The organism is Klebsiella variicola (assembly GCF_000828055.2).
GTDB classification, from domain to species: Bacteria; Pseudomonadota; Gammaproteobacteria; order Enterobacterales; family Enterobacteriaceae; genus Klebsiella; species Klebsiella variicola.
In genome coordinates this window covers 1,271,899-1,298,332 of record NZ_CP010523.2, presented here as the reverse complement: position 1 = coordinate 1,298,332, position 26,434 = coordinate 1,271,899, and the positions used below count along the sequence as shown (strand labels likewise).

The 26,434-nt window shown below is 57.5% G+C and carries 26 protein-coding genes; 8 read left to right on the top strand and 18 right to left on the bottom strand.

All coding sequences use genetic code 11. The annotated features are described in order from the left end of the window. Positions 1-586 precede the first annotated feature (586 nt). On the bottom strand, positions 587-4,474 hold the full coding sequence (gene purL / locus SP68_RS06240; protein ID WP_022064868.1) for a phosphoribosylformylglycinamidine synthase: 3,888 nt from the start codon (positions 4,472-4,474) through the stop codon (positions 587-589). Between the two features lie 175 nt (positions 4,475-4,649). On the opposite strand from purL, the gene mltF reads away from it, so the two are divergent. Continuing rightward, positions 4,650-6,266, top strand: a complete 1,617-nt coding sequence (gene mltF / locus SP68_RS06235; protein ID WP_022064867.1) for a membrane-bound lytic murein transglycosylase MltF — start codon at positions 4,650-4,652, stop codon at positions 6,264-6,266. On the opposite strand, the gene tadA is transcribed toward mltF, so the two are convergent. After that, a complete protein-coding gene (gene tadA / locus SP68_RS06230; protein WP_040968783.1) occupies positions 6,263-6,772 on the bottom strand; it encodes a tRNA adenosine(34) deaminase TadA in 510 nt (169 codons plus the stop codon). The two genes, mltF and tadA, sit on opposite strands and share 4 nt — an antisense overlap. A gap of 62 nt (positions 6,773-6,834) precedes the next feature. Then, positions 6,835-7,446 carry a phosphatidylglycerophosphatase C gene (gene yfhb / locus SP68_RS06225; RefSeq protein WP_212734955.1) on the bottom strand — a complete coding sequence of 204 codons (612 nt, stop codon included), beginning with the start codon at positions 7,444-7,446 and terminating at the stop codon, positions 6,835-6,837. 236 nt (positions 7,447-7,682) lie between these two features. Here yfhb and SP68_RS06220 point away from each other — a divergent pair, with 236 nt between their 5' ends. Continuing rightward, the gene (locus tag SP68_RS06220) at positions 7,683-8,531 is read left to right on the top strand and encodes a MurR/RpiR family transcriptional regulator (RefSeq protein ID WP_004144349.1); all 849 of its coding nucleotides are present in this window, start codon (positions 7,683-7,685) and stop codon (positions 8,529-8,531) included. A gap of 56 nt (positions 8,532-8,587) precedes the next feature. Beyond that, positions 8,588-8,848: a YfhL family 4Fe-4S dicluster ferredoxin gene (locus SP68_RS06215; RefSeq protein ID WP_004144350.1), complete on the top strand. Its 261-nt coding sequence runs from the start codon at positions 8,588-8,590 to the stop codon at positions 8,846-8,848. A 12-nt stretch (positions 8,849-8,860) separates the two neighbouring features. On the opposite strand, the gene acpS is transcribed toward SP68_RS06215, so the two are convergent. The 12 genes from acpS to rseD form a co-directional block, all read right to left on the bottom strand. After that, complete coding sequence (acpS, locus tag SP68_RS06210) at positions 8,861-9,241, bottom strand: holo-ACP synthase (RefSeq protein ID WP_015370293.1); 381 nt, start codon at positions 9,239-9,241, stop codon at positions 8,861-8,863. Continuing rightward, entirely contained in the window at positions 9,241-9,972 is a 732-nt protein-coding gene (gene pdxJ / locus SP68_RS06205) for a pyridoxine 5'-phosphate synthase (protein ID WP_016161646.1), read from the bottom strand. The genes acpS and pdxJ overlap by 1 nt, the downstream gene beginning before the upstream one ends. An 11-nt stretch (positions 9,973-9,983) precedes the next feature. Further along, on the bottom strand, positions 9,984-10,721 hold the full coding sequence (gene recO / locus SP68_RS06200) for a DNA repair protein RecO (protein ID WP_016161647.1): 738 nt from the start codon (positions 10,719-10,721) through the stop codon (positions 9,984-9,986). A gap of 11 nt (positions 10,722-10,732) precedes the next feature. Then, positions 10,733-11,638 (bottom strand): GTPase Era, encoded by a 906-nt coding sequence (gene era, locus SP68_RS06195; protein WP_008803768.1) that lies wholly within the window; start codon positions 11,636-11,638, stop codon positions 10,733-10,735. Continuing rightward, a complete protein-coding gene (rnc, locus tag SP68_RS06190; protein ID WP_002914065.1) occupies positions 11,635-12,315 on the bottom strand; it encodes a ribonuclease III in 681 nt (226 codons plus the stop codon). Before rnc ends, era begins: the two co-directional genes overlap by 4 nt. Before the next feature lie 249 nt (positions 12,316-12,564). After that, positions 12,565-13,539, bottom strand: coding sequence for a signal peptidase I (gene lepB / locus SP68_RS06185; protein ID WP_008803766.1), 975 nt, complete (start codon positions 13,537-13,539; stop codon positions 12,565-12,567). A gap of 13 nt (positions 13,540-13,552) precedes the next feature. Then, positions 13,553-15,352, bottom strand: a complete 1,800-nt coding sequence (lepA, locus tag SP68_RS06180) for a translation elongation factor 4 (protein WP_008803765.1) — start codon at positions 15,350-15,352, stop codon at positions 13,553-13,555. A gap of 185 nt (positions 15,353-15,537) precedes the next feature. Beyond that, positions 15,538-16,017 (bottom strand): SoxR-reducing system protein RseC, encoded by a 480-nt coding sequence (gene rseC, locus SP68_RS06175; protein WP_008803764.1) that lies wholly within the window; start codon positions 16,015-16,017, stop codon positions 15,538-15,540. After that, a complete protein-coding gene (rseB, locus tag SP68_RS06170; protein ID WP_012540854.1) occupies positions 16,014-16,970 on the bottom strand; it encodes a sigma-E factor regulatory protein RseB in 957 nt (318 codons plus the stop codon). Before rseB ends, rseC begins: the two co-directional genes overlap by 4 nt. Then, positions 16,970-17,620, bottom strand: a complete 651-nt coding sequence (gene rseA / locus SP68_RS06165) for an anti-sigma-E factor RseA (RefSeq protein WP_008803762.1) — start codon at positions 17,618-17,620, stop codon at positions 16,970-16,972. The genes rseB and rseA overlap by 1 nt, the downstream gene beginning before the upstream one ends. Before the next feature lie 32 nt (positions 17,621-17,652). After that, positions 17,653-18,228 carry an RNA polymerase sigma factor RpoE gene (rpoE, locus tag SP68_RS06160; protein ID WP_002914074.1) on the bottom strand — a complete coding sequence of 192 codons (576 nt, stop codon included), beginning with the start codon at positions 18,226-18,228 and terminating at the stop codon, positions 17,653-17,655. Continuing rightward, complete coding sequence (gene rseD / locus SP68_RS29040) at positions 18,225-18,320, bottom strand: rpoE leader peptide RseD (RefSeq protein WP_121980491.1); 96 nt, start codon at positions 18,318-18,320, stop codon at positions 18,225-18,227. The genes rpoE and rseD overlap by 4 nt, the downstream gene beginning before the upstream one ends. Before the next feature lie 327 nt (positions 18,321-18,647). Here rseD and nadB point away from each other — a divergent pair, with 327 nt between their 5' ends. Further along, a complete protein-coding gene (gene nadB / locus SP68_RS06155) occupies positions 18,648-20,267 on the top strand; it encodes an L-aspartate oxidase (RefSeq protein WP_008803761.1) in 1,620 nt (539 codons plus the stop codon). Here nadB and trmN read toward each other — a convergent pair. Continuing rightward, positions 20,252-20,989: a tRNA(1)(Val) (adenine(37)-N(6))-methyltransferase TrmN gene (gene trmN, locus SP68_RS06150; RefSeq protein WP_016161648.1), complete on the bottom strand. Its 738-nt coding sequence runs from the start codon at positions 20,987-20,989 to the stop codon at positions 20,252-20,254. The genes nadB and trmN overlap by 16 nt on opposite strands. A gap of 130 nt (positions 20,990-21,119) precedes the next feature. On the opposite strand from trmN, the gene srmB reads away from it, so the two are divergent. Further along, positions 21,120-22,451, top strand: coding sequence for an ATP-dependent RNA helicase SrmB (gene srmB / locus SP68_RS06145; protein WP_012540851.1), 1,332 nt, complete (start codon positions 21,120-21,122; stop codon positions 22,449-22,451). A gap of 45 nt (positions 22,452-22,496) precedes the next feature. Here the strand turns inward: srmB and grcA are convergent, their stop codons facing one another. Continuing rightward, positions 22,497-22,880: an autonomous glycyl radical cofactor GrcA gene (gene grcA, locus SP68_RS06140; protein WP_002914084.1), complete on the bottom strand. Its 384-nt coding sequence runs from the start codon at positions 22,878-22,880 to the stop codon at positions 22,497-22,499. Between the two features lie 311 nt (positions 22,881-23,191). On the opposite strand from grcA, the gene ung reads away from it, so the two are divergent. Then, on the top strand, positions 23,192-23,881 hold the full coding sequence (gene ung / locus SP68_RS06135) for a uracil-DNA glycosylase (protein WP_012540850.1): 690 nt from the start codon (positions 23,192-23,194) through the stop codon (positions 23,879-23,881). Between the two features lie 57 nt (positions 23,882-23,938). Here the strand turns inward: ung and SP68_RS06130 are convergent, their stop codons facing one another. Then, complete coding sequence (locus SP68_RS06130) at positions 23,939-25,024, bottom strand: tRNA/rRNA methyltransferase (protein WP_022064862.1); 1,086 nt, start codon at positions 25,022-25,024, stop codon at positions 23,939-23,941. A gap of 203 nt (positions 25,025-25,227) precedes the next feature. Here SP68_RS06130 and trxC point away from each other — a divergent pair, with 203 nt between their 5' ends. Beyond that, positions 25,228-25,653, top strand: a complete 426-nt coding sequence (trxC, locus tag SP68_RS06125) for a thioredoxin TrxC (RefSeq protein ID WP_002914091.1) — start codon at positions 25,228-25,230, stop codon at positions 25,651-25,653. A 69-nt stretch (positions 25,654-25,722) separates the two neighbouring features. Continuing rightward, complete coding sequence (tapT, locus tag SP68_RS06120) at positions 25,723-26,421, top strand: tRNA-uridine aminocarboxypropyltransferase (RefSeq protein WP_022064860.1); 699 nt, start codon at positions 25,723-25,725, stop codon at positions 26,419-26,421. Positions 26,422-26,434: the final 13 nt, after the last annotated feature.

Genomic DNA, 26,434 nt, shown 5'->3' with positions numbered 1-26,434 from the left:
TTGTCTCAATCATTAGCTCTGGTCGATGCTAACTGAGGAGCGCGCCGGAGAAAAGCGCTACCGCTGGTTACTGCGCCGCAGAAACAACAAAGCCAGGCGCAAGGCCTGGCTTTGTTCAGGAATGAGGCGGTGCCTTACTCGACGTTTCGCCCGATGTCTGATAAAGCCAGGCTGTTATCAGGAGTTGGACGGCAGGCACCTGTTTGTGCGTCATTCGAAGTTTATGTAGCGCGTCCCGAAGGGGCTGACATAAGAAGGTGAATGAGCCACTGGTTAATATTATGCATGAACTATGCCACCTTTCAAAACATTTTATTAACACGCTGATATATATGATATTAGCTCACGATCATTGCCATACCGGAACCATACATTTTTTATTCATATTGTCGCTAATTGACGACACTAAACAGGCGCCGCACCACTGCTCAATAAAATCAATATGTTAAGTGTCTCCTATTGACGACACCATAACATAGGGGTTGTCGGCAATTCCCGACACCCTGGCGTGCCGGCCATCACAGATAAAAAAAGCCCCCTGCCTGAGCAGGGGGCTGATACATTCACATGAGGCGCTGCCGGAAGGTTAACCCAGCTGTTTACGCGCGTTACGGAAGATACGCATCCACGGGCTGTCCTCGCCCCAGTTCTCCGGGTGCCAGGAGTTGCTTACGGTGCGGAAGACGCGTTCCGGGTGCGGCATCATGATGGTCGCGCGCCCGCTTTCGCTGGTCACCGCGGTGATACCGTTCGGGGAACCGTTCGGGTTCGCCGGATAGGTTTCGGTCACTTTGCCAAAGTTATCCACGAAGCGCAGCGCCACCAGACCTTTGCTCTCCAGCTGGGCCAGATGCGCGCTGTCGCGCACTTCCACCTGACCTTCGCCGTGGGAGACCGCAATCGGCATCCGTGAGCCAACCATGCCTTCCAGCAGCAGGGATGGGCTTTGCGTCACTTCCACCAGGCTAAAGCGCGCTTCGAAGCGGTCAGACTGGTTACGCACAAAGCGCGGCCACAGGTCGCTGCCCGGGATCAGCTCGCGCAGGTTGGACATCATCTGACAGCCGTTGCACACGCCGAGCGCCAGCGTCTGCGGACGATGGAAGAACGTCGCGAACTCATCGCGCACGCGCTCGTTGAACAGAATCGACTTCGCCCAGCCTTCACCCGCGCCCAGCACGTCACCATAGGAGAAGCCGCCGCAGGCCACCAGGGCATGGAAATCCCCCAGACCGGTGCGGCCCGCCAGCAGGTCGCTCATATGCACGTCGATGGCGTCAAAGCCGGCGCGATGGAAGGCTGCCGCCATTTCAACGTGGGAGTTCACCCCCTGCTCGCGCAGGACGGCCACTTTCGGACGCGCGCCGGTGGCAATGTACGGCGCCGCAATGTCGTCATTAATCTCAAACGAAAGCTTCACATTGAGGCCCGGATCGGCGTCATTGGCTTTCGCCTCGTGCTCCTGATCGGCGCAGGCCGGGTTGTCGCGCAGACGCTGCATCTGCCAGGTGGTTTCCGCCCACCACATGCGCAGCGTAGTGCGGCTCTCGCTAAACACCGTCTGACCGTTGGCGGTCAGCACGAAGCGATCGCCCTCGACCGCTTTACCAAGGTAATGCACGCAGTCTGCCAGGCCGTTAACCGCCAGAATGGCTTCCACCGCCTCACGGTCTGCAGCGCGCACCTGGATCACCGCCCCCAGCTCTTCATTGAACAGCGCGGCCAGACGATCATCGCCCAGCGCGGCGATATCTGCTTCCAGGCCACAGTGGCCGGTAAAGGCCATTTCCGCCAGAGTCACCAGCAGGCCGCCGTCGGAGCGGTCGTGGTAGGCCAGCAGTTTACGCTGCGCCACCAGGGCCTGCATCGCGTCCCAGAAGCCTTTCAGCTGAGCGACATCGCGCACGTCAGCCGGCTTGTCGCCGAGCTGGCGATAGACCTGCGCCAGCGCCGTCGCGCCCAGCGCGTTGTGCCCTTTACCGAGGTCGATCAGCAGCAGAGCGTTATCTTCTGTAGAAAGCTGCGGCGTGACGGTATGACGAACATCTTCGACACGGGCGAAAGCGGAGATCACCAGCGACAGCGGGGAGGTCATCTCGCGCTGCTCGCTGCCTTCCTGCCAGCGGGTTTTCATCGACATCGAGTCTTTACCGACCGGAATGGTCAGGCCCAGCGCCGGACACAGCTCTTCGCCTACCGCTTTCACCGCCTCATACAGGCCAGCGTCTTCGCCCGGGTGACCTGCGGCGGCCATCCAGTTAGCCGACAGCTTCACGCGATTCAGCTCGCCAATCTGCGTGGCGGCGATGTTGGTCAGCGCTTCGCCGACGGCCAGACGGCCAGAGGCCGCGAAGTCCAGCAGGGCAACCGGGGCGCGCTCGCCCATCGCCATCGCTTCGCCGTAGTAGCTGTCGAGGCTGGCGGTGGTCACCGCGCAGTTGGCCACCGGGATCTGCCACGGGCCGACCATCTGGTCGCGGGCGACCATACCGGTCACGGTGCGGTCGCCGATGGTCACGAGGAAGGTTTTCTCGGCCACCGTCGGCAGGTGCAGAACACGGTTTACCGCATCAGCAAGGGTAATCGGTTGGCGATCCAGCGCGCTGCCCTGGGCTTTCAGGGTCTGCACATCGCGGGTCATTTTCGGCGTTTTGCCGAGCAGAACGTCCAGCGGCAGGTCGATCGGCTGATCGTTAAAGTGGCTGTCGCTCAGGCTCAGGTGCTGCTCCGCGGTAGCTTCGCCGATAACGGCATAAGGCGCGCGTTCGCGGCGACACAGTTCGTCGAACAGCGGCAGGTGCTCCGGGGCGACCGCCAGAACATAACGCTCCTGCGATTCGTTACACCAGATCTCTAGCGGGCTCATCCCTGGCTCATCGCTGAGAATATCGCGCAGCTGGAATTTACCGCCGCGGCCGCCGTCGCTCACCAGCTCCGGCATGGCGTTGGAGAGACCGCCCGCGCCAACGTCGTGGATAAAGAGGATCGGATTGGCGTCGCCCAGCTGCCAGCAGCGGTCGATCACTTCCTGACAGCGGCGTTCCATTTCCGGGTTGTCACGCTGTACGGAGGCGAAATCGAGGTCGGCATCGGACTGGCCGGAGGCCATAGAAGAGGCCGCGCCGCCGCCGAGGCCGATGTTCATCGCCGGGCCGCCCAGCACGATCAGCTTCGCCCCGACGGTAATCTCGCCCTTCTGCACATGCTCGCCGCGGATGTTGCCGATACCGCCGGCCAGCATGATCGGTTTGTGGTAGCCGCGCAACTCTTCGCCATTGTGGCTGGTGACTCTCTCTTCATAGGTGCGGAAGTAGCCGTTCAGCGCCGGACGACCAAACTCGTTGTTAAACGCCGCGCCGCCCAGCGGGCCTTCGGTCATGATGTCCAGGGCCGTGACAATGCGGTCCGGTTTACCGAAATCTTCTTCCCACGGCTGCTCGAAGCCCGGAATACGCAGGTTGGAAACCGAGAAGCCCACCAGGCCCGCTTTCGGCTTCGCGCCGCGGCCGGTGGCGCCTTCATCACGGATTTCGCCGCCGGAGCCGGTTGCCGCGCCCGGCCATGGAGAGATGGCCGTCGGGTGGTTATGGGTTTCCACTTTCATCAGAATGTGCGCCGGCTCCTGATGGAAGTCGTAGCGCCCGGTCTGGTGGTCGGCAAAATAGCGCCCCACTTCAGACCCTTCCATCACCGCGGCATTGTCTTTATAGGCCGACAGGACGTAGTCCGGCGTTTTTTCGAAGGTGTTTTTGATCATTTTGAACAGCGACTTCGGCTGCTGTTCGCCGTCGATGATCCAGTCGGCGTTGAAAATCTTGTGGCGGCAATGCTCAGAGTTCGCCTGGGCGAACATATACAGCTCAATATCGTTCGGGTTGCGGCCCAGACGGGTAAACGCATCCTGCAGGTAGTCAATTTCGTCATCTGCCAGCGCCAGCCCCAGACGGAGGTTGGCGTCAATCAGCGCCTGACGGCCTTCGCCCAGCAGGTCAACGCTGGTGACCGGCGTCGGCTGATGATGGGCAAACAGCGTCTCGCCCGCTTCCAGGGCGTCGAAGACGCTCTCCATCATGCGGTCGTGCAGTTCCGCCGCCACGGCAGTCCACTGCGCTTCGGTCAGGGTTGAGGCTTCAACGTAATACGCCACGCCGCGCTCCAGGCGCACGACCTGAGTCAGACCGCAGTTGTGAGCGATATCGGTAGCTTTAGAAGACCAGGGAGAGATGGTGCCAGGGCGAGGGGTCACGAGCAGTAATTTACCGGTCGGGGTATGGCTGCTTAAGCTCGGGCCATACTGAAGCAGTCGCGCCAGGCGCTCGCGATCGTCAGCGCTCAGCGGGGCGTTCAGATCGGCAAAATGAATATACTCGGCATATATGGCGCTTACCGGAAGGTTGGCCGCCTGAAATCGTGCCAGCAGTTTATTGATACGGAATGCCGACAGTGCAGGTGAACCACGCAAAATTTCCATCATAAGTCTCTCGTCTTCGAAGCTTTCAGGGTGAGCCAGGGGGGGAAACGGGCGTCATTATAGTGAATCCTGCGCCCCGACGAAACCGTTTGCGTAGAAATAAAATCATTGATGCTGTTTATCAATAAATGTGACGACCATCGCGAATAAGTTGCCAACTGGCGCATTCTTAAGCAGAATGCCGCACATTCGACGACAACCTTGCGTTTTTTCCGGACATCGCCTGCTGAGGAACCTGAAGCTGCAGAAGATTAACGCTCTGAAAAAATTAAAGATTAATTATCTGCTGATCGGCATTGTCACCCTTTTGCTGGCGGCGGCCCTGTGGCCGTCAATCCCCTGGTCCAGTAAACCCGAGAACCGGGTGGCGGGTATTATCGCTCGCGGCGAGCTGCGCATCAGCACCATCAACTCGCCGATGACCTTCGCCACCATGAACGATAAAACGTTCGGTCTGGATTATGAACTGGCGAAGCAGTTTGCTGACTATCTGGGCGTGACGCTTAAGATAACCGTCCGGCAGAATATCAGCCAGCTGTTTGACGACCTCGACGACGGTCAGGCCGATATGCTGGCTGCCGGTCTGGTTTATAACCAGGAGCGGGTGAAAAACTACCAGGCTGGCCCCACCTACTATTCTGTTTCCCAACAGCTGGTCTATCGTGTCGGTAATATCCGGCCGCGCACTCTCGCGTCGCTAACCGCCGAGCAACTCACTATCGCTCCGGGCCACGTGGCGATCAATGACCTGCAGGCCTTAAAAGCGGAGAAATATCCGGATCTTGCCTGGCGCGTGGACGAGAAGCGCGGTACCACGGCGCTGATGCAGGCGGTGATTGACGGCAAACTCGATTACACCGTCGCCGATTCGGTGGCCGTCAGCCTGTTTCAGCGCGTCCATCCGGAGCTGGCGGTGGCCCTGGATATCACCGACGAACAGCCGGTCACCTGGTTTAGCGCCCGGGGCGAAGATAATTCGCTGTCGGCCGCAATGCTTGATTTCTTCAATAACATTAATGAAGACGGGACGCTGGCGCGCCTGGAGGAGAAATACCTCGGCCACGGCAACGACTTCGATTATGTCGACACCCGCACCTTCCTCCGTGCAGTGGAAAATATTCTCCCGGACGTGCAGCCGCTATTTGAAAAGTACGCCCGCGAGATTGACTGGCGCCTGCTGGCCGCGATCGCCTGGCAGGAATCCCACTGGGATCCGCAGGCCACTTCCCCCACCGGCGTGCGCGGCATGATGATGCTGACGCGCAACACCGCGCAAAGTCTGGGACTGACTGACCGGACCGATGCGGCGCAGAGTATCGACGGCGGCATGCGCTATCTGCAGGATATGATGGATAAAGTGCCGGATTCGATTCCGAAAGACGAACGCATCTGGTTTGCGCTGGCTGCTTACAATATGGGCTATGCCCATATGCTGGACGCCATGGCGCTCACCCGCAAACAAAAAGGCAATCCCAACAGCTGGGCAGACGTTAAGCTGCGTTTACCCCTGTTGAGCCAGAAGCCCTATTACAGCAAACTTAAATACGGCTACGCGCGCGGCCATGAGGCCTACGCCTATGTGGAAAACATCCGCAAATATCAGATAAGCCTTGTCGGCTATTTGTCAGAGAAGGAGCGCCAGCAACAGCAAACGCTGGCCCTGGCGGAGGATTACCCGGCCGTGCTCCCGAATGAACTCGAACAGCCGCAGGAGACCACCCTGCCCTTTTTCAAGTTTCGCGCCGATAAGCAGATGGATAATGCCCGGTTAAAACTCCCCGGCCACCTGTATTAACCTTCTTCGGTCTGCTCCCGGGCTTTCTTCAGCGCTTTTTTCTCTTCCCGCCGCCAGCGAAAGAAGTCGCTCAGCATGGTAGAGCAGGACTCCGCCAGCACGCCTTCGCTTATTTCAACCCGATGATTCATTCCCGGATGGTGCAGGACATCTATTAGCGAGCCAGCGGCGCCGGTCTTGGCATCCCTGGCGCCAAAAACCAGGCGGGCGATACGGCTGTGCACCATGGCACCAGCACACATGACGCAAGGCTCCAGGGTCACGTACAGCGTGGCGTCGATCAGGCGATAGTTTTGCAGCACCAGCCCGCCCTGGCGTAAAGCCATAATTTCCGCGTGAGCGGTGGGGTCGTGACGGCCGATCGGCCGGTTCCAGCCCTCGCCGATGACCTGGTTGTTATACACCAGCACCGCGCCCACCGGCACCTCGCCCTCTTCCCAGGCGCGCTTTGCCAGCGTCAGGGCATGACGCATCCAGTATTCATCATTGAGTTCGAGGTCAGACACAGCGGCCACTCCAGCAGAAAAAGCGGGGCGCATTATACATGGGCGCTATCAATTACACACTATTACTCCAGCTGCTGGAGCTCTCCCTGAGGCGTTACCCGCCAGCGATGCTGGCAAAAGCCGAGCAACGGGTTGTCCTGCTCGCTGTCGCTATAGCCGCTGTACAGCCGCAGCGGCGCGCCAATCTTTTTCTCCAGCTGCACCACTTTTTCATGCCCCAGGCAGCGCAGGGTCAATACCCAGCCGCCCCAGCGGCGCGCGGTGCGGCTGGCTATCAGATTCACCCGCGGCAGCCAGAGAGTATCGCGATAGACCTGCTCCACCAGCGACTGCGGCGAGCCGGTGATCAACCAGACGTCGGCATCGGTACTGGTCAGGTAGGCCGTGAGCCGCGCATGAACCACCGGAAACGCCGTCACATGATGGCGAAACCAGCCGACAAACTCCGCTTCCAGCCGCTTCAGTACCGCCTCGCGACGGCCAAAGGTTGACGCCCACAGCAGGAGGCTCATTGGCCAGCGCGCCGCCCGCCCACACACCGCCAGCCCGGCAAGGATCGCCGGCCCCATCGCCACCACCAGCAGCAGGTTTAGCGGCAGATTACGCAGCAGGTAGCGCAGGAAACTGCCGAACATATCCTGCTGATGCAAGGTTCCGTCCAGATCGAAAAACACCACTTTCCGTTCATTGTGCTGCAAACTGCCTCCTTATGTCAGGACTCGCTTCTCGTTAGGTTAAGCTTAACAGCCTTACGCCGCGAAGAGGGAAAACATCCCCTGCCGTTAAGGAACAATTAAATTAGCAGGCGAAGGAAAAATTGTGGCTCAAGAATTTTTAATTCGTGGTATACCCCTTATAATCGAATAAAAATTCAGTCAGTCACGAGCCGGACGGCTCCAGCGGAGCTCCAATGAACTGTTTAACGCGTATTCGTCAGCGCTATCCCACCCTGGCGGCGAGCGACAAAAAGTTGGCCGATTATATTCTGAGCCAGCCCGATGAGACCCGGCACCTCAGCTCGCAGCAGCTGGCGGCGGAAGCCGGTGTGAGTCAGTCCAGCGTGGTTAAATTTGCCCAGAAACTGGGGTTCAAAGGCTTTCCGGCGCTGAAGCTGGCGCTGAGTGAAGCGCTGGCCAGCAGCCCGGATCCGCACTCGGTTCCGGTACATAACCACATTCGCGGTGACGACCCGCTGCGTCTGGTCGGCGAGAAACTCATTAAAGACAATGTCGCCGCCATGCATGCCTCGCTGGACGTCAATACTGAAGAGACGCTGCGGGAAGCCGTCACGCTGCTGCGCAACGCCCGGCGGGTGATCGTCACCGGCATCGGCGCGTCCGGTCTGGTGGCGCGTAACTTTAGCTGGAAGCTGATGAAGATCGGCATCAACGCGGTTTCTGAGCAGGATATGCACGCCCTGCTGGCGACAGTGCAGGCCATGTCCAGCGACGATCTGCTGCTGGCGATCTCTTACTCCGGCGAGCGCCGGGAGATCAATATGGCGGCAGGTGAAGCGCTGCGCGTGGGCTGCAAGATCCTGGCGATCACCGGCTTTAGCCCTAACGCCCTGCAGCAGCAGGCAACCCACTGCCTGTATACCATTGCCGAAGAGCAGGCGACGCGCAGCGCGGCCATCTCCTCCACCAGCGCGCAAATGATGCTCACCGACCTGCTGTTTATGGGGCTGGTGCAGCAGGATCTGGAGCGGGCGCCGGAGCGCATTCGCCATAGCGAAGCGCTGGTGAAAAAGCTGGTCTGAGCAGAAAATGGGCGTATAATGCCCGCCCTGTTTGTGTTGTTTCTGAGACTTTCCTGATGGCGCTGTTAATTACCAAAAAATGCATCAACTGCGATATGTGCGAACCGGAGTGCCCGAATGAGGCCATTTCGATGGGTGATAGCATTTATGAAATTAACAGCGACCGCTGCACCGAGTGTGTGGGTCATTACGACACGCCAACCTGCCAGAAAGTGTGCCCGATCCCGAATACGATCCTGAAAGATCCGGCACACGTCGAGAGTGAAGAACAGCTGTGGGATAAATTCGTGCTAATGCACCACGCGGATAAAATTTAACCGCCATCCTGGCTAGCTTTCGACAATCACCGTGGCGCAGGCGTAGTGGCGTTCATCGGCGAGAGTAACGTGAATAGCGCTTACCCCCATTCGTTCCGCCAAAAGCTTTGCTTCGCCCCATAGTCGCAGCTTCGGCTTGCCCAGCTCGTCGTTGTATACCTCGAACTGATTAAACGCCAGTCCGTTACGGATCCCGGTTCCCAGCGCTTTCGCCGCCGCTTCCTTGACCGCAAAGCGTTTCGCCAGGAAACGCACCGGCTGCTGGTGCTGCTCCCAGATGCTCCATTCATGGTCGCTCAGCACCCGGCGGGCAAGGCGATCGCCGCTGCGGGCGATCACCGCTTCGATGCGGGCGATCTCGACGATGTCGGTACCCAGCCCGAGAATGGCCATTAGCCGCGCGCTTCCAGCATCAGACGCTTCATTTCCGCGACAGCCTCTTTCAGGCCACTCATCACTGCGCGACCGATAATCGCATGGCCGATATTCAGCTCATGCATTTCCGGCAGCGCGGCAATCGCTTTCACGTTGTGATAGGTCAGACCGTGGCCGGCATTCACCTTCAGGCCAAGGCTGGCGGCATAGGTGGCCGCTTTGGCAATACGTTCCAGCTCCTTCGCCTGCTCAGCATCGGTTTTGGCATCGGCATAGCAGCCGGTGTGAATTTCGATATAGGGCGCGCCAACGTCTGCCGCCGCTTTGATCTGCTCGTTATCCGCATCGATAAACAGAGAGACCAGGATACCGGCATCCGCCAGACGTTGGCAGGCATCGCGCATCTTGTCGCGCTGCCCGGCCACGTCCAGTCCGCCTTCGGTAGTGACTTCCTGACGTTTCTCCGGCACCAGGCAGCAGAAGTGTGGTTTGGTTTCGCAGGCGATCGTCAGCATCTCTTCGGTGACCGCCATTTCAAGATTCATCCGGGTGTGCAGCGTCTCGCGCAGGATACGCACATCGCGATCGGTAATATGGCGACGGTCTTCGCGCAGATGCACGGTGATGCCGTCAGCGCCGGCCTGCTCGGCAATGAACGCTGCCTGAACCGGATCCGGATAGGCGGTGCCGCGCGCGTTACGCAAGGTCGCGATATGGTCAATATTGACCCCTAACAGTAATTCAGCCATGACAATCCTCGTTAATCATTATTCGTATTATCCGCCCGCGCCTTTCGCGAGGGCATAAACTGGCGAAACAATTCCCGACTCTTAAGCGGTTTGCCGCCAAGATAGGGCTTCAGGGCGATACGGGTAAAGCGCTTCGCGGCGCGCAGCGTATCAACATCTGGAAATTCGCGACTCGCCAACGCTTTCAAATGGTGCCCGGTAAACGTGTTGTTATCAATCACCAGGCTGGCAATAAAGCCCTTTTCTTCGCGATAGCGATAGGTCATGGTGTCATCCACCGGCTCACCGCTGCCCGCGCAGTGAAGAAAATCCACGCCATAGCCCAGGTGCCCGAGCAGCGCCAGCTCAAAACGCCGCAACGCGGGCTCCGGCGAGCCGCTGGTTCCGGCAAGCGCCTGAATGCAGTGCAGATAGTCAAAAAAGAGTTCGGAGAAGCGTGTTTCGTGCTCCAGCACGCGGGAGATAAGCTCGTTCACATAGAGACCGCTGTAGAGCGTGATACCACTGAGCGGCAGCGCCAGCGAGACGGCTTCCGCGCTGCGCAGGGTTTTGACTTCGCCGCGGCCGCCGAAGCGAACCAGTAAGGGGGTAAAGGGCTGTAAAGCGCCTTTGAGATTAGAGCGTTTGGAGCGTGCGCCTTTGGCCACCAGGCGCACACGACCCGATTCTTCCGTGAAGACGTCCAGCATCAGGCTGGTTTCGCTCCACGGTCGGCTATGCAGGACAAAGGCGCGCTGCCATCCATCCACGTTGCGTTAACTCAGAGGTCGTCAACGTAACCGAGACTGCGCAGGGCGCGCTCGTCATCGGCCCAGCCGGATTTCACTTTGACCCACAGCTCGAGGTGTACCGGCGCTTCAAACATGTCCTGCATGTCCTTACGCGCTTCGATACCGATGGTTTTAATTTTGGCGCCTTTATTGCCAATCACCATCTTCTTCTGCCCTTCGCGCTCGACGAGGATCAGGCCGTTGATATCGTAGCCGCCGCGCTCATTGGTTACGAAACGTTCGATTTCCACAGTGACGGAGTACGGCAGCTCAGCACCGAGAAAACGCATCAGTTTTTCACGGATGATCTCGGAGGCCATAAAGCGCTGGGAACGATCGGTAATATAATCTTCCGGGAAGTGATGGATCGCTTCCGGCAGATGCTTACGCACGATCGCCGCGATAGTATCGACGTTGGTGCCGGTTTCCGCAGAGATCGGCACAATGTCGAGGAAGTTCATCTGGCTGGCGAGGAACTGCAGGTGCGGCAATAGCTCCGCTTTGTCCTGCACGTTATCCACCTTATTGACCGCGAGGATCACTGGCGCTTTCGCGTCACGCAGCTTGTTGAGCACCATCTCGTCGTCTTGCGTCCAGCGAGTGCCTTCCACCACGAAAATGACCAGTTCAACATCGCCAATTGAGCTGCTGGCCGCTTTGTTCATTAAGCGGTTAATGGCACGCTTCTCTTCCATATGCAGGCCCGGGGTATCGACGTAAATCGCCTGATACGGCCCTTCGGTATGGATACCGACGATGCGGTGACGCGTCGTTTGCGCTTTTCGGGAAGTGATCGAAATCTTCTGCCCAAGCAGCTTATTCAACAGCGTGGATTTGCCAACGTTTGGACGACCAACGATGGCGACAAATCCGCAATAACTTTTTTCTTCGCTCATTCCAGCTCCAGTTTTTTCAGCGCCTGTTCGGCGGCAGCCTGCTCCGCCTTGCGACGGCTGGAACCTGTGCCAACCACCGGTTCACTCAGGCCACTGACCTGGCAGTGGATAGTAAATTCCTGATCGTGCGCTTCGCCACGCACCTGGACCACCAGGTAGGACGGCAGCGGCAGATGACGTCCCTGCAGATACTCCTGCAGACGCGTCTTCGGATCCTTTTGCTTATCGCCCGGACTGATTTCGTCCAGACGGGTCTGGTACCAGGAGAGGATTAAGCGTTCAACGTTCTGAATATCGCTGTCGAGGAAAACCCCGCCAATTAACGCTTCAACGGTGTCAGCGAGAATGGATTCGCGACGGAAACCGCCGCTTTTCAGTTCGCCCGGCCCGAGGCGCAGACACTCGCCCAGTTCAAACTCGCGAGCGATCTCCGCCAGCGTGTTGCCACGCACCAGCGTCGCGCGCATGCGGCTCATATCGCCTTCGTCTACGCGAGGAAAACGATGATAGAGCGCATTCGCGATCACAAAACTTAAAATGGAGTCACCTAAAAACTCCAGGCGCTCATTATGTTTGCTGCTGGCACTGCGGTGAGTTAATGCCTGTTGCAACAGCTCCTGATGATGAAAAGTGTAGCCCAGCTTTCGTTGAAGCCGATTAATTACGATGGGGTTCATGCGTTACCAATAAATGAATGCGTCAAAGATGCAGCACACGAAACCGACCTGAGCATACGCTTCATACAGCAAGTTGAAACAGTCCAATACGCTTTCGTGTGCAGTGTCACCCGGCAGAGCGACAACCAAAAACTTCGGGGGGATATTCTATACGCAACGACACGTGATGTCGTTAGTTTGAATGGATTTAAATATTAAATAATTCACGTCGCTGCGGTTATCGCAGCGACGTGAATTCAACAGGGGAAATTAATGAATTCCACCAATGCGCGATAACCGCACGCCGGTCGGCCATTCACCTTCCTGTTTTTCAAAACTCATCCAGATAGCGGTCGCTTTTCCGACCAGGTTCGCTTCCGGCACAAAGCCCCAGTAGCGGCTGTCGGCGCTGTTATCCCGGTTGTCACCCATCATAAAATACTGACCGGGCGGTACAATCCAGGTGGCCAGCGGCAGGCCGGACTGATGGTAGTACATCCCAACCTGATCCTGGGCAATCGGCACCATCAGAATACGGTGCGTGACGTCGCCCAGCGTCTCCTGACGCTCGGTCAGACGAATGCCGTCCGCTTTGGTTTCGCCCTTCGGCAACTGCCAGAAACCGCTGGACGCTTCGCCGCCGTTGCTGCGGGAGAAGGTCTGAACGAAATCGCTCGGCTCAACATTGGAATAGGTCACCGGCAGCGCGTTGCCGCAGGCCTGTCCGGAGCTGCAGCCCGGCTGAATAGTGACCTGCTTGGCAACCGGATCGTAGGTGACTTTATCGCCCGGTAATCCCACCGCGCGCTTAATGTAGTCGAGACGCGGATCTTCCGGATATTTAAACACCACGATGTCGCCGCGCTTTGGATGACCCGTTTCGATCAGCGTTTTCTGGTAGATCGGATCTTTAATGCCGTAAGCGAATTTCTCCACCAGGATGAAATCGCCAATCAGCAGGGTCGGCATCATCGAACCTGACGGGATCTGGAAAGGTTCATAGATAAACGAACGCACAATCAGCACAATCGCCAGCACCGGGAAGACCGAGGCGCCAGTTTCCAGCCAGCCCGGTTTCGGGCCCACTTTCTTCAGCGTTTTCTTGTCCAGTTGCTCGCCGGTCGCTGCCTGAGCAGCGGCCTGACGCTCACGACGTTTTGGTGCGAAGATGAACTTATCCAGACACCACAACAGCCCTGTCACAAGGGTCGCAATGACCAAAATCAGGGCAAACATGTTCGCCATGCCAACTCCTTAATTATTTGCCGTCTTTACCAACGTGCAGAATGGCGAGGAACGCTTCCTGCGGCAGTTCAACGTTACCGACCTGCTTCATACGCTTCTTACCTTCTTTCTGCTTCTGCAGCAGCTTTTTCTTACGGCTGACGTCGCCGCCGTAGCATTTCGCCAGGACGTTTTTACGCAGCTGTTTCACAGTAGAGCGCGCGATGATGTGGTTGCCGATAGCCGCCTGAATGGCGATATCGAACTGCTGACGCGGGATCAGCTCTTTCATCTTCTCGACCAGTTCGCGACCACGATAAGGGGCGTTGTCGTTGTGGGTGATCAGCGCCAGCGCATCGACACGCTCGCCGTTGATCAGCACGTCAACGCGCACCATGTTCGAGGCCTGGAAGCGTTTGAAGTTATAATCCAGCGACGCATAGCCACGGGAGGTAGACTTCAGACGGTCGAAGAAGTCGAGAACCACTTCCGCCATCGGGATTTCGTAGGTCAGCGCCACCTGTTTACCGTGGTAAACCATGTTGGTCTGCACACCACGCTTCTCGATACACAGGGTGATCACGTTGCCGAGGAACTCCTGCGGCAATAGCATGTGACACTCGGCGATAGGCTCACGCAGCTCCTGAATATTATTCAGCGGCGGCAGCTTGGACGGGCTATCGACGTAGATAACTTCTTTGGAGGTCGTTTCCACTTCATAGACTACCGTCGGCGCCGTGGTAATCAGGTCAAGATCGTACTCACGCTCCAGACGCTCCTGAATGATTTCCATGTGCAACAGGCCGAGGAAGCCGCAGCGGAAGCCGAAGCCCAGCGCCGTTGAGCTTTCCGGCTCATAGAACAATGAAGCATCGTTCAGACTCAGTTTACCCAGCGCATCACGGAAGTTTTCATAGTCATCAGAGCTCACCGGGAACAGACCGGCATAGACCTGCGGCTTCACTTTTTTGAAGCCCGGCAGCGCTTTATCCGCTGGATTACGCGCCGCGGTCAGGGTATCGCCCACCGGCGCGCCGAGGATGTCTTTGATCGCGCAGACCAGCCAGCCTACCTCGCCGCATTTCAGCTCGGTACGGTCGACCTGTTTCGGGGTGAAGATGCCCAGACGGTCAGCGTTATAGACCTGGCCGGTGCTCATCACCTTAATTTTATCGCCCTTGCGCATGGTGCCGTTTTTAATACGCACCAGCGACACGACGCCTAAATAGTTATCGAACCAGGAGTCGATGATCAGCGCCTGCAGCGGCGCGTCCGGATCGCCTTCCGGCGGCGGAATATCGCGCACCAGACGTTCCAGCACGTCCGGCACGCCAACGCCGGTTTTCGCCGAGCAGCGAACCGCGTCGTGAGCATCGATACCGACGATATCTTCAATCTCGTCCGCTACGCGCTCCGGATCGGCCGCAGGCAGGTCGATCTTGTTGAGCACCGGAACGACTTCGAGGTCCATTTCCATGGCGGTATAGCAGTTCGCCAGGGTCTGGGCTTCTACGCCCTGCCCGGCGTCAACCACCAGCAGCGCGCCTTCGCACGCCGCCAGGGAGCGCGATACTTCATAGGAGAAGTCAACGTGGCCCGGGGTGTCGATAAAGTTGAGCTGATAAGTTTCACCATCGCTGGCTTTATAGTCCAGGGTGACGCTCTGCGCCTTGATGGTAATCCCGCGCTCACGTTCAAGGTCCATGGAGTCCAGAACCTGGGCCGCCATTTCGCGATCAGAAAGGCCACCGCAAATCTGGATGATACGGTCAGACAGCGTCGACTTACCGTGGTCGATGTGAGCGATGATCGAAAAGTTACGTATATTCTTCATATTTAGAGTTAATTATGCCTTACGAGTATCATGAGGCCGCTGTACTGTGCCTGACGTTTTTTAATCCGAAAACGCCGCATTCTACACTACATCCGTGAAACCAGGAAATGCTGTTAGATCCAGCATAACGGCAGAAATTGTGGCGTTGTTACAGGAAGAGTAAATAAAGATGAGGGGCAGTGAAATCACTGCCCCATTTCAGAGGAGGGCGTATCAACACGCAGCAGATCCGGCGGCAAACCGACGCTTAAAATCACCGGCTGCCATGACTGGCGAGCAGCCAGCTGCGGCGACAGACCGCGCGCCACCAGGAAGCCGCCGACGCCGCCCAACAGCGCGCCGCAAAGTGACGCGATATCGCTGGCAAACAGCACCTGGAAAATAGACGCCATCACAAACAGCCCCACCAGCGGCGCCATATAGACGAGCAGCGCTGAGCCCAGCAGGCTGCTTTCAGCGATCCCCAGCTCCACTTTTTGCCCCGCGGCCAATGGCTGCTCGCAGGGCACGCTAATGGTATGGCTGGTCTGCGGCCCCAGCTTGTTTAACACCCGGCTACCGCAGCCGGCACGGGAAGCGCAGCTGCTGCAGGAGGCTTTAACGTCGCAGTGCACCTGCGCCACGCCGTTATGCCAGGAAACCACGGTGGCCCACTCTTTAATCATTGTACTGCCTTGAATTTAATACTGTCAGAGATACGCTTCGCCGTCTGCGGCGGCAGTTCGCCCACCACGGTGATCTCCGCGTTATCGCGTACCGTCGTGCTGACGGTACGTCGGCCGGTGCGCAACAGCTGGTCGCTGCTGGCCGCCGTGGCGCGGTTGATATTGATCGAGAAGCTGAACAAGCCGTCGGAATAGAGACGTGATTCGACTGGACCGTCAAAAGTGGGCAGACGGCGCTGACTGCTGGAAACTTCAGCCATCCCCTGGGGAAGCCATGTTGGCGCCCAGTTGAAGTTGGCTTTGTCGCCCCCTTCAGGGACGGACAGCTGCGGCGGTAGATTCGCTTTTGCCAGCGTCTCCATGCTGGCGCTGACGTTATCGCCAACGTTGAAGGAGACAACCCGGAACTGCTCCAGCGTTTCACCGTCGCGGTCGAGCAAATCGACGCGCAGAGGCAGTTTGGTCTCGGCGTCCAGCCAGGCGATAAAGCTATAGCGCGTACCGTCGCGAGCTACGACGCGGATCACGTCGCAGAGGCGATCAGCGATACGAGTACGGCCAACGGAGATAAAATCATACGCAGCGGAGAGGCGTTTGAAATCGCTATAAACCAACGATGGCAGCGAATCGACGATGTAGTCGCCGTTGAGGGTGAAAGGATCGAGACCGGGTTCAAAATAGCTGATTTCCGTGCCGCGCAGGACCACTTCCCGGCGCGGGCCGTCCAGCTGCAGCAGCTGCGCCAGCGGTTGATTGTTCAGTCGCGCATGACGATAGCGCAGCGACTCAACGCCTTGTTTATTGATGCTGACGAAAGACAGCTCATAATTGAGGGACTGGCTGGCCAGGTTCATCTGCTGCAACAACGCCCCGGACGATGTATCAGCCGAGGCGTTGACAGAGAACAACAGACTGCCTGCCATGAGCGACATGGCACACCAAAGTTGCTTCATTACTGCGATTGCGTTCCTAAAGTTTGATAACCCGGCACCTGGACTGCTGCCTGCTGAGTCTGGGCCTGGCCAAACTGCAGCTGCTCAGCGTGCAGGCGGCGCTGCAGTTCATAGTCCTGCAACATGGCGTTAATCCGGCGGCGCTGTTCCTGGACTTGCGCCTGCTGGCCGCTACCCGCTGATGCGTCAGCCGGCACGCCAAGGCTTACCGGGCTCGCTTTACCCATCATCGGCAGGGTATTGAACACTGGCGCCTCTGGCTGCTGAGTCGCATCAGATTGCCCATTATAGTGCTGGACGCCGACGATAACCGCAAGCGATACGCAGGCGGCAACGCCCATTTGGGTGAGTGAGCTGGCCCATGGACGCACTTTGTTCCAGAACGGCATCTGCCGCCACTGGTGGGGTGCGGGCTGAGATTCAGGAATAAGCGGCGCCGTCTGACGAACGGGCTCATTTTCAATGGCGGCCATCACCCGGGCGGAGATATCGAATTGCAGCACCTCTGCGGTATCGCCACGCAGAGTATCGCGAATGAGGTGATAGCTCTCCCAGGTTTTTTGCATCTCAGAGGAACGGCTCAGCTCGTTGAGCAGTTCTTTATCCAGCGTTTCACCATCCATTAAAGCCGAAAGTTGTTCTTTCTGCATGCCTGATACCCTTTTCCAGTATTCCGCTATCGTCAACGCCTGATAAGCGGTTGAACTTTATTATCAATAGCTTCTCGCGCCCGGAAGATACGCGAACGCACCGTCCCAACCGGACAATCCATGATAGCGGCTATCTCTTCATAGCTCAGGCCATCCAGCTCCCGTAACGTAATTGCCATGCGTAAATCTTCCGGGAGCGATTCAATGGTACGAAAAACTATTTGTCTCAGTTCTTCTGACAACATTAAGTTCTCAGGGTTCGAAATTTCTTTCAACGCCCCGCCGCTTTCGAAGTTTTCCGCCTCGTTGGCGTCAACATCGCTGGACGGCGGACGGCGTCCCTGAGCAACCAGATAATTCTTCGCCGTGTTGACGGCGATACGGTATAACCAGGTGTAAAAAGCGCTATCTCCCCGGAAAGAGTCCAGCGCACGCCATGCCTTAACGAACGATTCCTGAACAACGTCAGCGATATCGCCCGGCGGTACATAGCGGGAAACCAGACTCGCGACCTTATGCTGATAGCGCACCACCAGCAAATTAAACGCTTTCTGATCTCCTTTCTGGACCCGTTCAACAAGGACCTGATCCGTTAACTGCTCGCTCATCCGAGGTAATGTCTCCCCAAACCCAATTCCCATGCGTCTTCAAAACACCACCCAAAATCTGCATTATGAGCAAGCTGACTGTTGGAGTGCATGAAAACAATAAAGTTCCGTTACGCTTTTGTTTTTTGTCTGGCAACGGCGGCAGATCGTTATCAATCATTATATGCCCAGGTTGCTAAACAACAGGTTAGTCAATAAGAAAAAGCGCAGGCCCGACTGAAGGGTATCGTAACACAGTGTTTATTTCACTATAAAATCCAATGCTAACAACCTGCTCCACTTCTCTTTTTTACCGCACAACGCCCCTTTTCCCGGCCCCTTCTGTTTAGCCGTCACAACACCAGGCAAAAAATATGTACGATTCCTCACGCGCTGGTGCTATTGTGAGCTAAATGTGTTTAGTAAATTAAACAAAGACGATGAATACCACTCCTGACTTCTCTTGTGATGTGTTGATTATCGGCAGCGGCGCTGCCGGTCTCTCCCTCGCGCTGCGCCTGGCGGAGCACAGTTCGGTGACGGTGCTGAGTAAAGGGCCGATCAGCGAAGGTTCGACGTTCTATGCGCAGGGCGGGATTGCCGCCGTCTTCGATGAGACGGACAGTATCGAATCCCATGTTGAAGATACGCTGATCGCCGGCGCGGGACTCTGCGATCGCCATGCGGTCACCTTCGTCGCCAGCAACGCCAGACCGTGCGTACAATGGCTTATCGATCAGGGCGTGCTGTTTGACACCCAGGTCCAGGCCAATGGCGAAGAGAGCTACCATCTCACTCGCGAAGGGGGGCACAGCCATCGACGCATTCTTCACGCCGCCGACGCTACCGGCAAAGCGGTAGAGACAACGCTGGTCGATAAAGCCCTTGCTCATCCGAATATCCGCATCATTGAGCGCAGCAATGCCGTTGATTTGATTGTCTCGGACAAGATTGGCCTGCCGGGCACGCGCCGGGTGGTCGGGGCCTGGATCTGGAACCGCAATAAAGAGCGGGTAGAAACCTGCAGCGCGAAGGCGGTGGTGCTTGCGACCGGCGGGGCCGCCAAGGTTTATCAATATACCACTAACCCTGACGTCTCTTCCGGAGACGGCATTGCGATGGCCTGGCGGGCGGGCTGCCGGGTAGCGAATCTCGAATTCAACCAGTTCCACCCCACCGCGCTGTATCATCCACAGGCACGCAATTTCCTGCTTACTGAAGCGCTGCGCGGCGAAGGCGCCCACCTTAAACGCCCGGACGGCACCCGCTTTATGCCGGACTTTGACGAGCGCGGCGAGCTGGCCCCGCGCGATATCGTCGCCCGCGCCATCGACCATGAAATGAAGCGCCTGGGCGTTGACTGTATGTTCCTTGATATCAGCCATAAACCCGAGGCGTTTGTTCGCCAGCACTTCCCGATGATTTACGAAAAGCTGCTCGGTCTGGGAATTGATTTAACCAAAGATCCGGTGCCGGTCGTCCCCGCCGCGCATTACACCTGTGGCGGCGTGATGGTGGATGATAATGGCCGTACTGACGTCGATGGCTTATACGCCATCGGCGAAGTCAGCTATACCGGGCTGCACGGCGCCAACCGCATGGCCTCGAACTCGCTGCTGGAGTGTCTGGTCTACGGCTGGTCCGCCGCGGAGGATATCGCCCGGCGCCTGCCGCTGGCCCAGAAGGTCACCACCCTGCCGGCGTGGGATGAAAGTCAGGTGGAGATCCCGGATGAACTGGTGGTTATCCAGCATAACTGGCACGAGCTGCGCCTGCTGATGTGGGATTATGTCGGCATTGTGCGCACGACGCGCAGACTGGAGCGCGCCCTGCGGCGCATTACCATGCTCCAGCAGGAGCTGGATGAGTATTACGCCCGCTTCCGCGTCTCGAATAATCTGCTGGAGCTGCGCAATCTGGTGCAGGTGGCGGAGCTTATCGTACGCTGCGCGATGTTACGTAAGGAGAGCCGCGGGCTGCACTATACCCTCGACTATCCGCAGCCGCTGCCGAACAGCGGCCCGTCGATACTGTCGCCCCTGGCTCACATAAAGAGATAAAAATCCCCGGTCAGAGCAGTAAACCCTTCAGAGTACTGCTGCTCTGGCCCGCGGATCGCCAGTCTGTCGCAGAAACACTCTCCTGCCGTCGGGGAGAACGCCAGCAGCACCCGGTGCGGCGGCCGCAGTTCGGTCTCCGCCACGTCAGTGCGCAGTCGCAAATGCCACCCCATCGCCGTTGCCCGCTCGATAAACGCATTACCGATATCCACCGGCAGCACCACGCAAAAAAAACCTTCTTCGGTGATATGCTCTGCGGCACAGGTCAGCAGGGAGGCGTGATCGAGCGTCGTGGTATACCGCGCCTGCTCCCGCTGCGAGGTAGCGCATGGCACGCCTTCGGCAAAAAAAGGCGGGTTACTGATTATCAGTTCATAGCGTCGGGTTTGCGACGGCTGCCACTGATGGATATCGGCCTGGCAGATTTCTATGCGCGAAGACCACGGTGACGCGAGGGCATTTTCCCGCGCCTGAGCGGCTGCCTCCTCGTCCAGTTCGACCGCATCGACTTGCACATCGTGACCGGTACGCTGGGCGAGCATTAGCGCCAGCAGGCCGCTGCCCGCGCCAATATCCAGCACATGCTTCACCCCGGCAATCGGCGCCCAGGCGCCAAGCAAAATGCCATCAGTGCCCACCTTCATCGCGCAACGATCGTGGGCGACAAAGAACTGTTTGAAGGTAAAACCATTGCGCGGCAGCGCAAACTTCGACTGAGACATCCTCAATAACCTTGCCGACAAAACTCCTGAACGTAAGGCTATGCACAATACCGGAGAACAGATAGCCTTACAAACAGATGAACATTACGTCAGTAACGTCTATAATCGGCGGCCCACTCAGAGGTAGAACATGACTGTAACGACTTTTTCCGAACTTGAACTCGACGAAAACCTGCTGGAGGCCCTCCAGGATAAAGGTTTCACTCGCCCGACAGCCATTCAGGCCGCCGCTATTCCGCCTGCGCTCGATGGCCGTGACATTCTCGGTTCAGCGCCGACCGGCACCGGTAAAACGGCGGCGTATCTGCTGCCAGCGTTGCAGCACCTGCTCGATTTCCCGCGTAAGAAATCCGGGCCGCCGCGCATTCTTATCCTGACGCCGACCCGTGAGCTGGCGATGCAGGTGGCTGACCACGCCCGCGAGCTGGCGAAGCATACCCATCTGGATATCGCCACCATTACCGGCGGCGTAGCGTACATGAACCACGCGGAAGTGTTCAGCGAAAACCAGGATATCGTGGTCGCTACCACCGGTCGCCTGCTGCAGTATATTAAAGAAGAGAACTTTGACTGCCGCGCCGTCGAGACCCTGATCCTCGATGAAGCCGACCGCATGCTGGACATGGGCTTTGCTCAGGATATCGAAACCATCGCCGGTGAAACCCGCTGGCGCAAGCAGACCATGCTGTTCTCCGCCACGCTGGAAGGCGATGCGATCAAAGATTTTGCCGAACGCCTGCTGGAAGAGCCGGTTGAAGTCTCCGCTACCCCATCGACCCGCGAACGTAAAAAAATTCATCAGTGGTACTATCGCGCCGACGATATCGAGCATAAAACCGCGCTGCTGATTCATTTGCTGAAGCAGCCGGAAGCAACCCGCTCCATCGTCTTCGTGCGTAAGCGCGAGCGCGTTCACGAACTCGCCGCTAAGCTGCACGAAGCAGGGATTAACACCTGCTGGCTGGAGGGCGAGATGGTGCAGATTAAGCGCAACGAAGCGATTAAACGCCTGACCGATGGTCGCGTGAACGTGCTGATCGCCACCGACGTCGCCGCACGCGGTATTGATATCCCGGATGTCAGCCACGTGTTTAACTTCGACATGCCGCGCACCGCCGATATCTATTTGCACCGTATCGGTCGTACCGGCCGCGCCGGTAAAAAAGGCATCGCCATTTCGCTGGTTGAAGCGCATGACCACCTGCTGCTGGGCAAGATCGGCCGCTACGTTGAAGAACCGCTGAAAGCCCGCGTGATTGATGAATTGCGACCGAAAACCCGCGCGCCGAGCGAGAAGTTAACCGGTAAACCGTCGAAGAAAGTATTGGCGAAGCGCGCCGAGAAAAAAGAGAAAGAAAAAGAGAAACCGCGGGTGAAGAAACGCCACCGCGACACCAAAAATATCGGTAAGCGCCGTAAGCCAAGCGCGGCCGGGACGCCATCAACGTCCACTGAAGAGTAAAAAAAACGCCGGGACATCCCGGCGTTTTCACATCTGGCTTCAGCCTTACAGGCTTTCGGTAAAGGTACGGGCGATAACGTCGCGCTGCTGTTCCGGAGTCAGGGAGTTGAAGCGTACCGCATAGCCGGAAACACGAATGGTCAGCTGCGGGTATTTTTCCGGGTGCTCAACCGCGTCCAGCAGAGTTTCGCGACGCAGCACGTTCACGTTCAGGTGCTGACCGCCTTCCACGCGAACTTCTGGTTTCACGTCTACCGGAATTTCACGGTATTCGATTTCACCCAGTTTGCTCACCGCCACCACGTCGTCTTCCGCAAAACCACCTTTGGCACACAGGCAGCGCGCTTCGCCTTTTTCGCTGTCCAGCAGCCAGAAAGAGTTCAGCAGGTCGTCGTTTGCCGCTTTAGTAATTTGGATACCAGTAATCATTTGATGCCTCCCAGGCAGTGTTTATTCGATTTTGGCCTCTTCGCGGCCAATTGGTAAAACCATTGTTGTATGAGTGTATATATATCAGCCGCACCCTCGGCATTCCTTGATATAAATCAATAAAAACCACTCACACAAAGTGGGTATAGGGGGATTTTATTGTTTTACATCAAGTTAGGCCATGGGGTCTCATAAATAATTTTGTAAATTTTCAATTTTTTTTGCATAAAAGCCCACATCAAGCCGTGCCGATTTTGTTCTGTAGAAAGAAGCCGTTAAGCTATAGCGATGACCCTTTGCAGGAGAGCAAGATGACCACCTCTTTAACCTGGCATGACGTGCTGGCGGATGAAAAGCAACAACCCTATTTTCTCAATACACTGAAGACCGTCGCCGAAGAGCGCCAGTCCGGGATCACCATCTACCCACCGCAAAAAGACGTCTTCAATGCGTTTCGCTTTACCGAGCTGGGCGACGTCAAAGTCGTCATTCTCGGCCAGGATCCCTATCACGGCCCGGGTCAGGCCCATGGTCTGGCATTCTCGGTTCGCCCGGGCGTCGCGATCCCGCCCTCGCTCTTGAACATGTACAAAGAGCTGGAGGCCACGATCCCCGGTTTTACTCGCCCCACTCACGGTTATCTCGAAAGCTGGGCGCGTCAGGGCGTACTTCTGCTTAATACGGTCCTGACCGTCCGCGCCGGGCAGGCGCACTCGCACGCCAGCCTTGGCTGGGAGACCTTTACCGATAAAGTTATCGCGTTAATCAATGAGCATTGCGAGGGGGTGGTCTTTCTGCTGTGGGGTTCTCATGCGCAGAAGAAAGGCGCGATTATCGATCGTCAGCGCCACTGCGTGCTGAAAGCGCCGCACCCATCGCCGCTCTCTGCGCATCGCGGCTTCTTTGGCAGCAACCATTTCGTACAGACCAACCAGTGGCTGGCTGACCGCGGCGAAGCGCCGATCGACTGGATGCCGGTCCTCCCCGCCGAAAGCGAGTGATCGACAGCCATAAAAAAAGCCAGCATCAGCTGGCTTTTTCGCATTCAGGCAGGCGAATTACGCCTTGTTCTGACGCCACCATTCTGCCAGCAGGACGCCGGTCGCCACAGAGACGTTCAGGCTTTCGACATTGCCGGTACCGTTGATGGCAACGCTGAGATCGGAGCTGGAAATCGCCGCATCGGACAGACCATCACGCTCCTGGCCTAACACCAGCACCATTTTCTTCGGCAGCTCGGCTTTAAACAGCGGCGTACCATTATGGCTGGACGTTGAGACAATCGCGTAGCCCGCTTTGCGGAACTGATCCAGGGTATCGATAAAGCTGTCGCCGGTGATCGGTTCAACATGCTCCGCCCCGCCCTCCGCCGTACGGATCGCCGCCCCGGACTCCAGCACGCCAGCATCCTGAACCACCACGCCCTTCACGCCGAAGTGCGCGCAGCTGCGCATGATCGCCCCGAGGTTGTGCGGGTTACCCACGTCTTCCAGCGCCAGAACGCAATCGTCTTCTGCCGCCTTCGCGACCCACTGGGCAACAGAAGTGCCGTGGCGTTTTTTGATCAGGAAGCAGACCCCGCCGTGGTGCTCGGTGCCGGAGGCTTTCGCCAGCTCGGCTTCGTCCACCACATGATAGGCTTTACGGTTGGCCGCCATCCAGCGCAGCGCCTCTTTAAAGCGGGGCGTGACGCTCTGGATAAACCAGGCGCGAACGATAGCTTCCGGACGGCTCTGGAACAGCGCCTGGCAGGCGTTTTCGCCATACACGCGGGTCTCTTCCGCACGCTGACGACGCAGTACTTCCGGATCGATAAAGCTCTTCCCGCTGATCCCGCCGTGATCTTCTTTTACCGGCGTCTCATCGCCAGGAGCACGGGAAACGGTACGCCACGGAGACGCATCGTCACGATGAAAATCATCGCGCTTGCGATCGTCACGCTTACGGTCGTCACGTTTGCGATCGTCGCCGCGGCTGTTTCGTTCGTCACGCGCAGGGCGGCTGCGGCCGTCAACACGAGATTTTCCTGGACGACCTCCCCCTTTCCCGGTACGTGGGTTATGGGTGCGTTTGTCAGAATCATCATCACTGCGGACATACATCACTTTGACCTTGCCGCTTTTATTTTTCAGTTCGTCGCTCATCAATTTTCTCCACCTGCGCTGCGCGAAGCGCGCAGATTACCCGATGTGTCATCGCTTCGCCATGATTTCGTTTAAAAGCCGGCCTCTATTGCACTCATCGAACAAAACGCATTGTCCTTAAATAACACTTAATCGATAATATGTAACATCACAGAAACATATCGGCCACGTGCCACGTTGCAACCCATAACCAGAGGTTAGTTATGAATACCGTTTGTGCCAGTTGTCAGGCTCTGAACCGCCTCCCGGACGATCGTAGCGCGGATGGCGCAAAGTGCGGACGCTGCGGTCACGATCTTTTTGACGGCGACGTCATCAACGCGACCGGGGCAACGCTGGATAAACTCTTAAAGGACGATCTGCCGGTCGTTGTCGATTTCTGGGCGCCATGGTGCGGCCCCTGCCGTAGCTTCGCGCCGATCTTTGAAGATGTCGCGGAAGAGCGTAGCGGGAAGATGCGTTTTGTGAAAGTCAACACCGAAGCGGAACGTGAGCTTAGCGCCCGGTTTCGTATCCGCAGCATCCCGACCATTATGATGTTCAAAAATGGCGAAGTGATCGACATGCTCAATGGCGCGGTGCCAAAAGCGCCATTTGATAGCTGGCTGAACGAAGCCGGCCAACAGTAATCCTTCCGGGGCACCGCTTGTGCCCCGTTTTCACCTCTGCGACAATAGCGTTTTTCTCTAGCGACTCCCATGATTGAAAACGCAGTCCTTCGCCTGCGCGCTGAACGCCTCGCGCGTGCTACCCGGCCTTTCCTTGCTCGCGGCAACCGCATCCGCCGCTGTCAGCGCTGCCTGCTGCCGCTCAAGCAGTGCCTGTGCGCAACATTAGTGCCAGCGCAGGCCACCAGCCGCTTCTGCCTGGTGATGTTTGATACAGAACCGATGAAGCCCAGCAACACCGGCCGGCTCATCGCCGATATTCTGCCTGATACCGAGGCTTTTCAATGGTCGAGAACCGAGCCGCCGCAGGCGCTGCTCGATCTGGTCGCGCATCCTGATTATCAACCGATGGTGGTTTTCCCTGCCTCCTATGCCGGGCCGGAGCGCCAGCTCCTGAGCGCGCCGCCGTCCGGCAAGCCGCCGCTATTTATTATGCTCGACGGCACCTGGACCGAAGCGCGCAAAATGTTCCGCAAGAGCCCTTATCTTGACGCGCTACCGATAATCTCCGTCGATCTGTCACGCATCTCTGCCTATCATCTGCGCGAGGCGCACGCCGACGGACAATACTGTACCGCGGAAGTAGCCATCGCCCTGCTGGATCTGGCGGGCGATGCCCCGGCCGCCGCTGCGCTTGGCGAGCACTTCACCCGCTTCCGGACCCGCTATCTGGCGGGAAAAACCCAGCATAAGGGCAGTATCACAGCGGACCAGGTGGAAAACGTTTAAAATCATTCGGTCA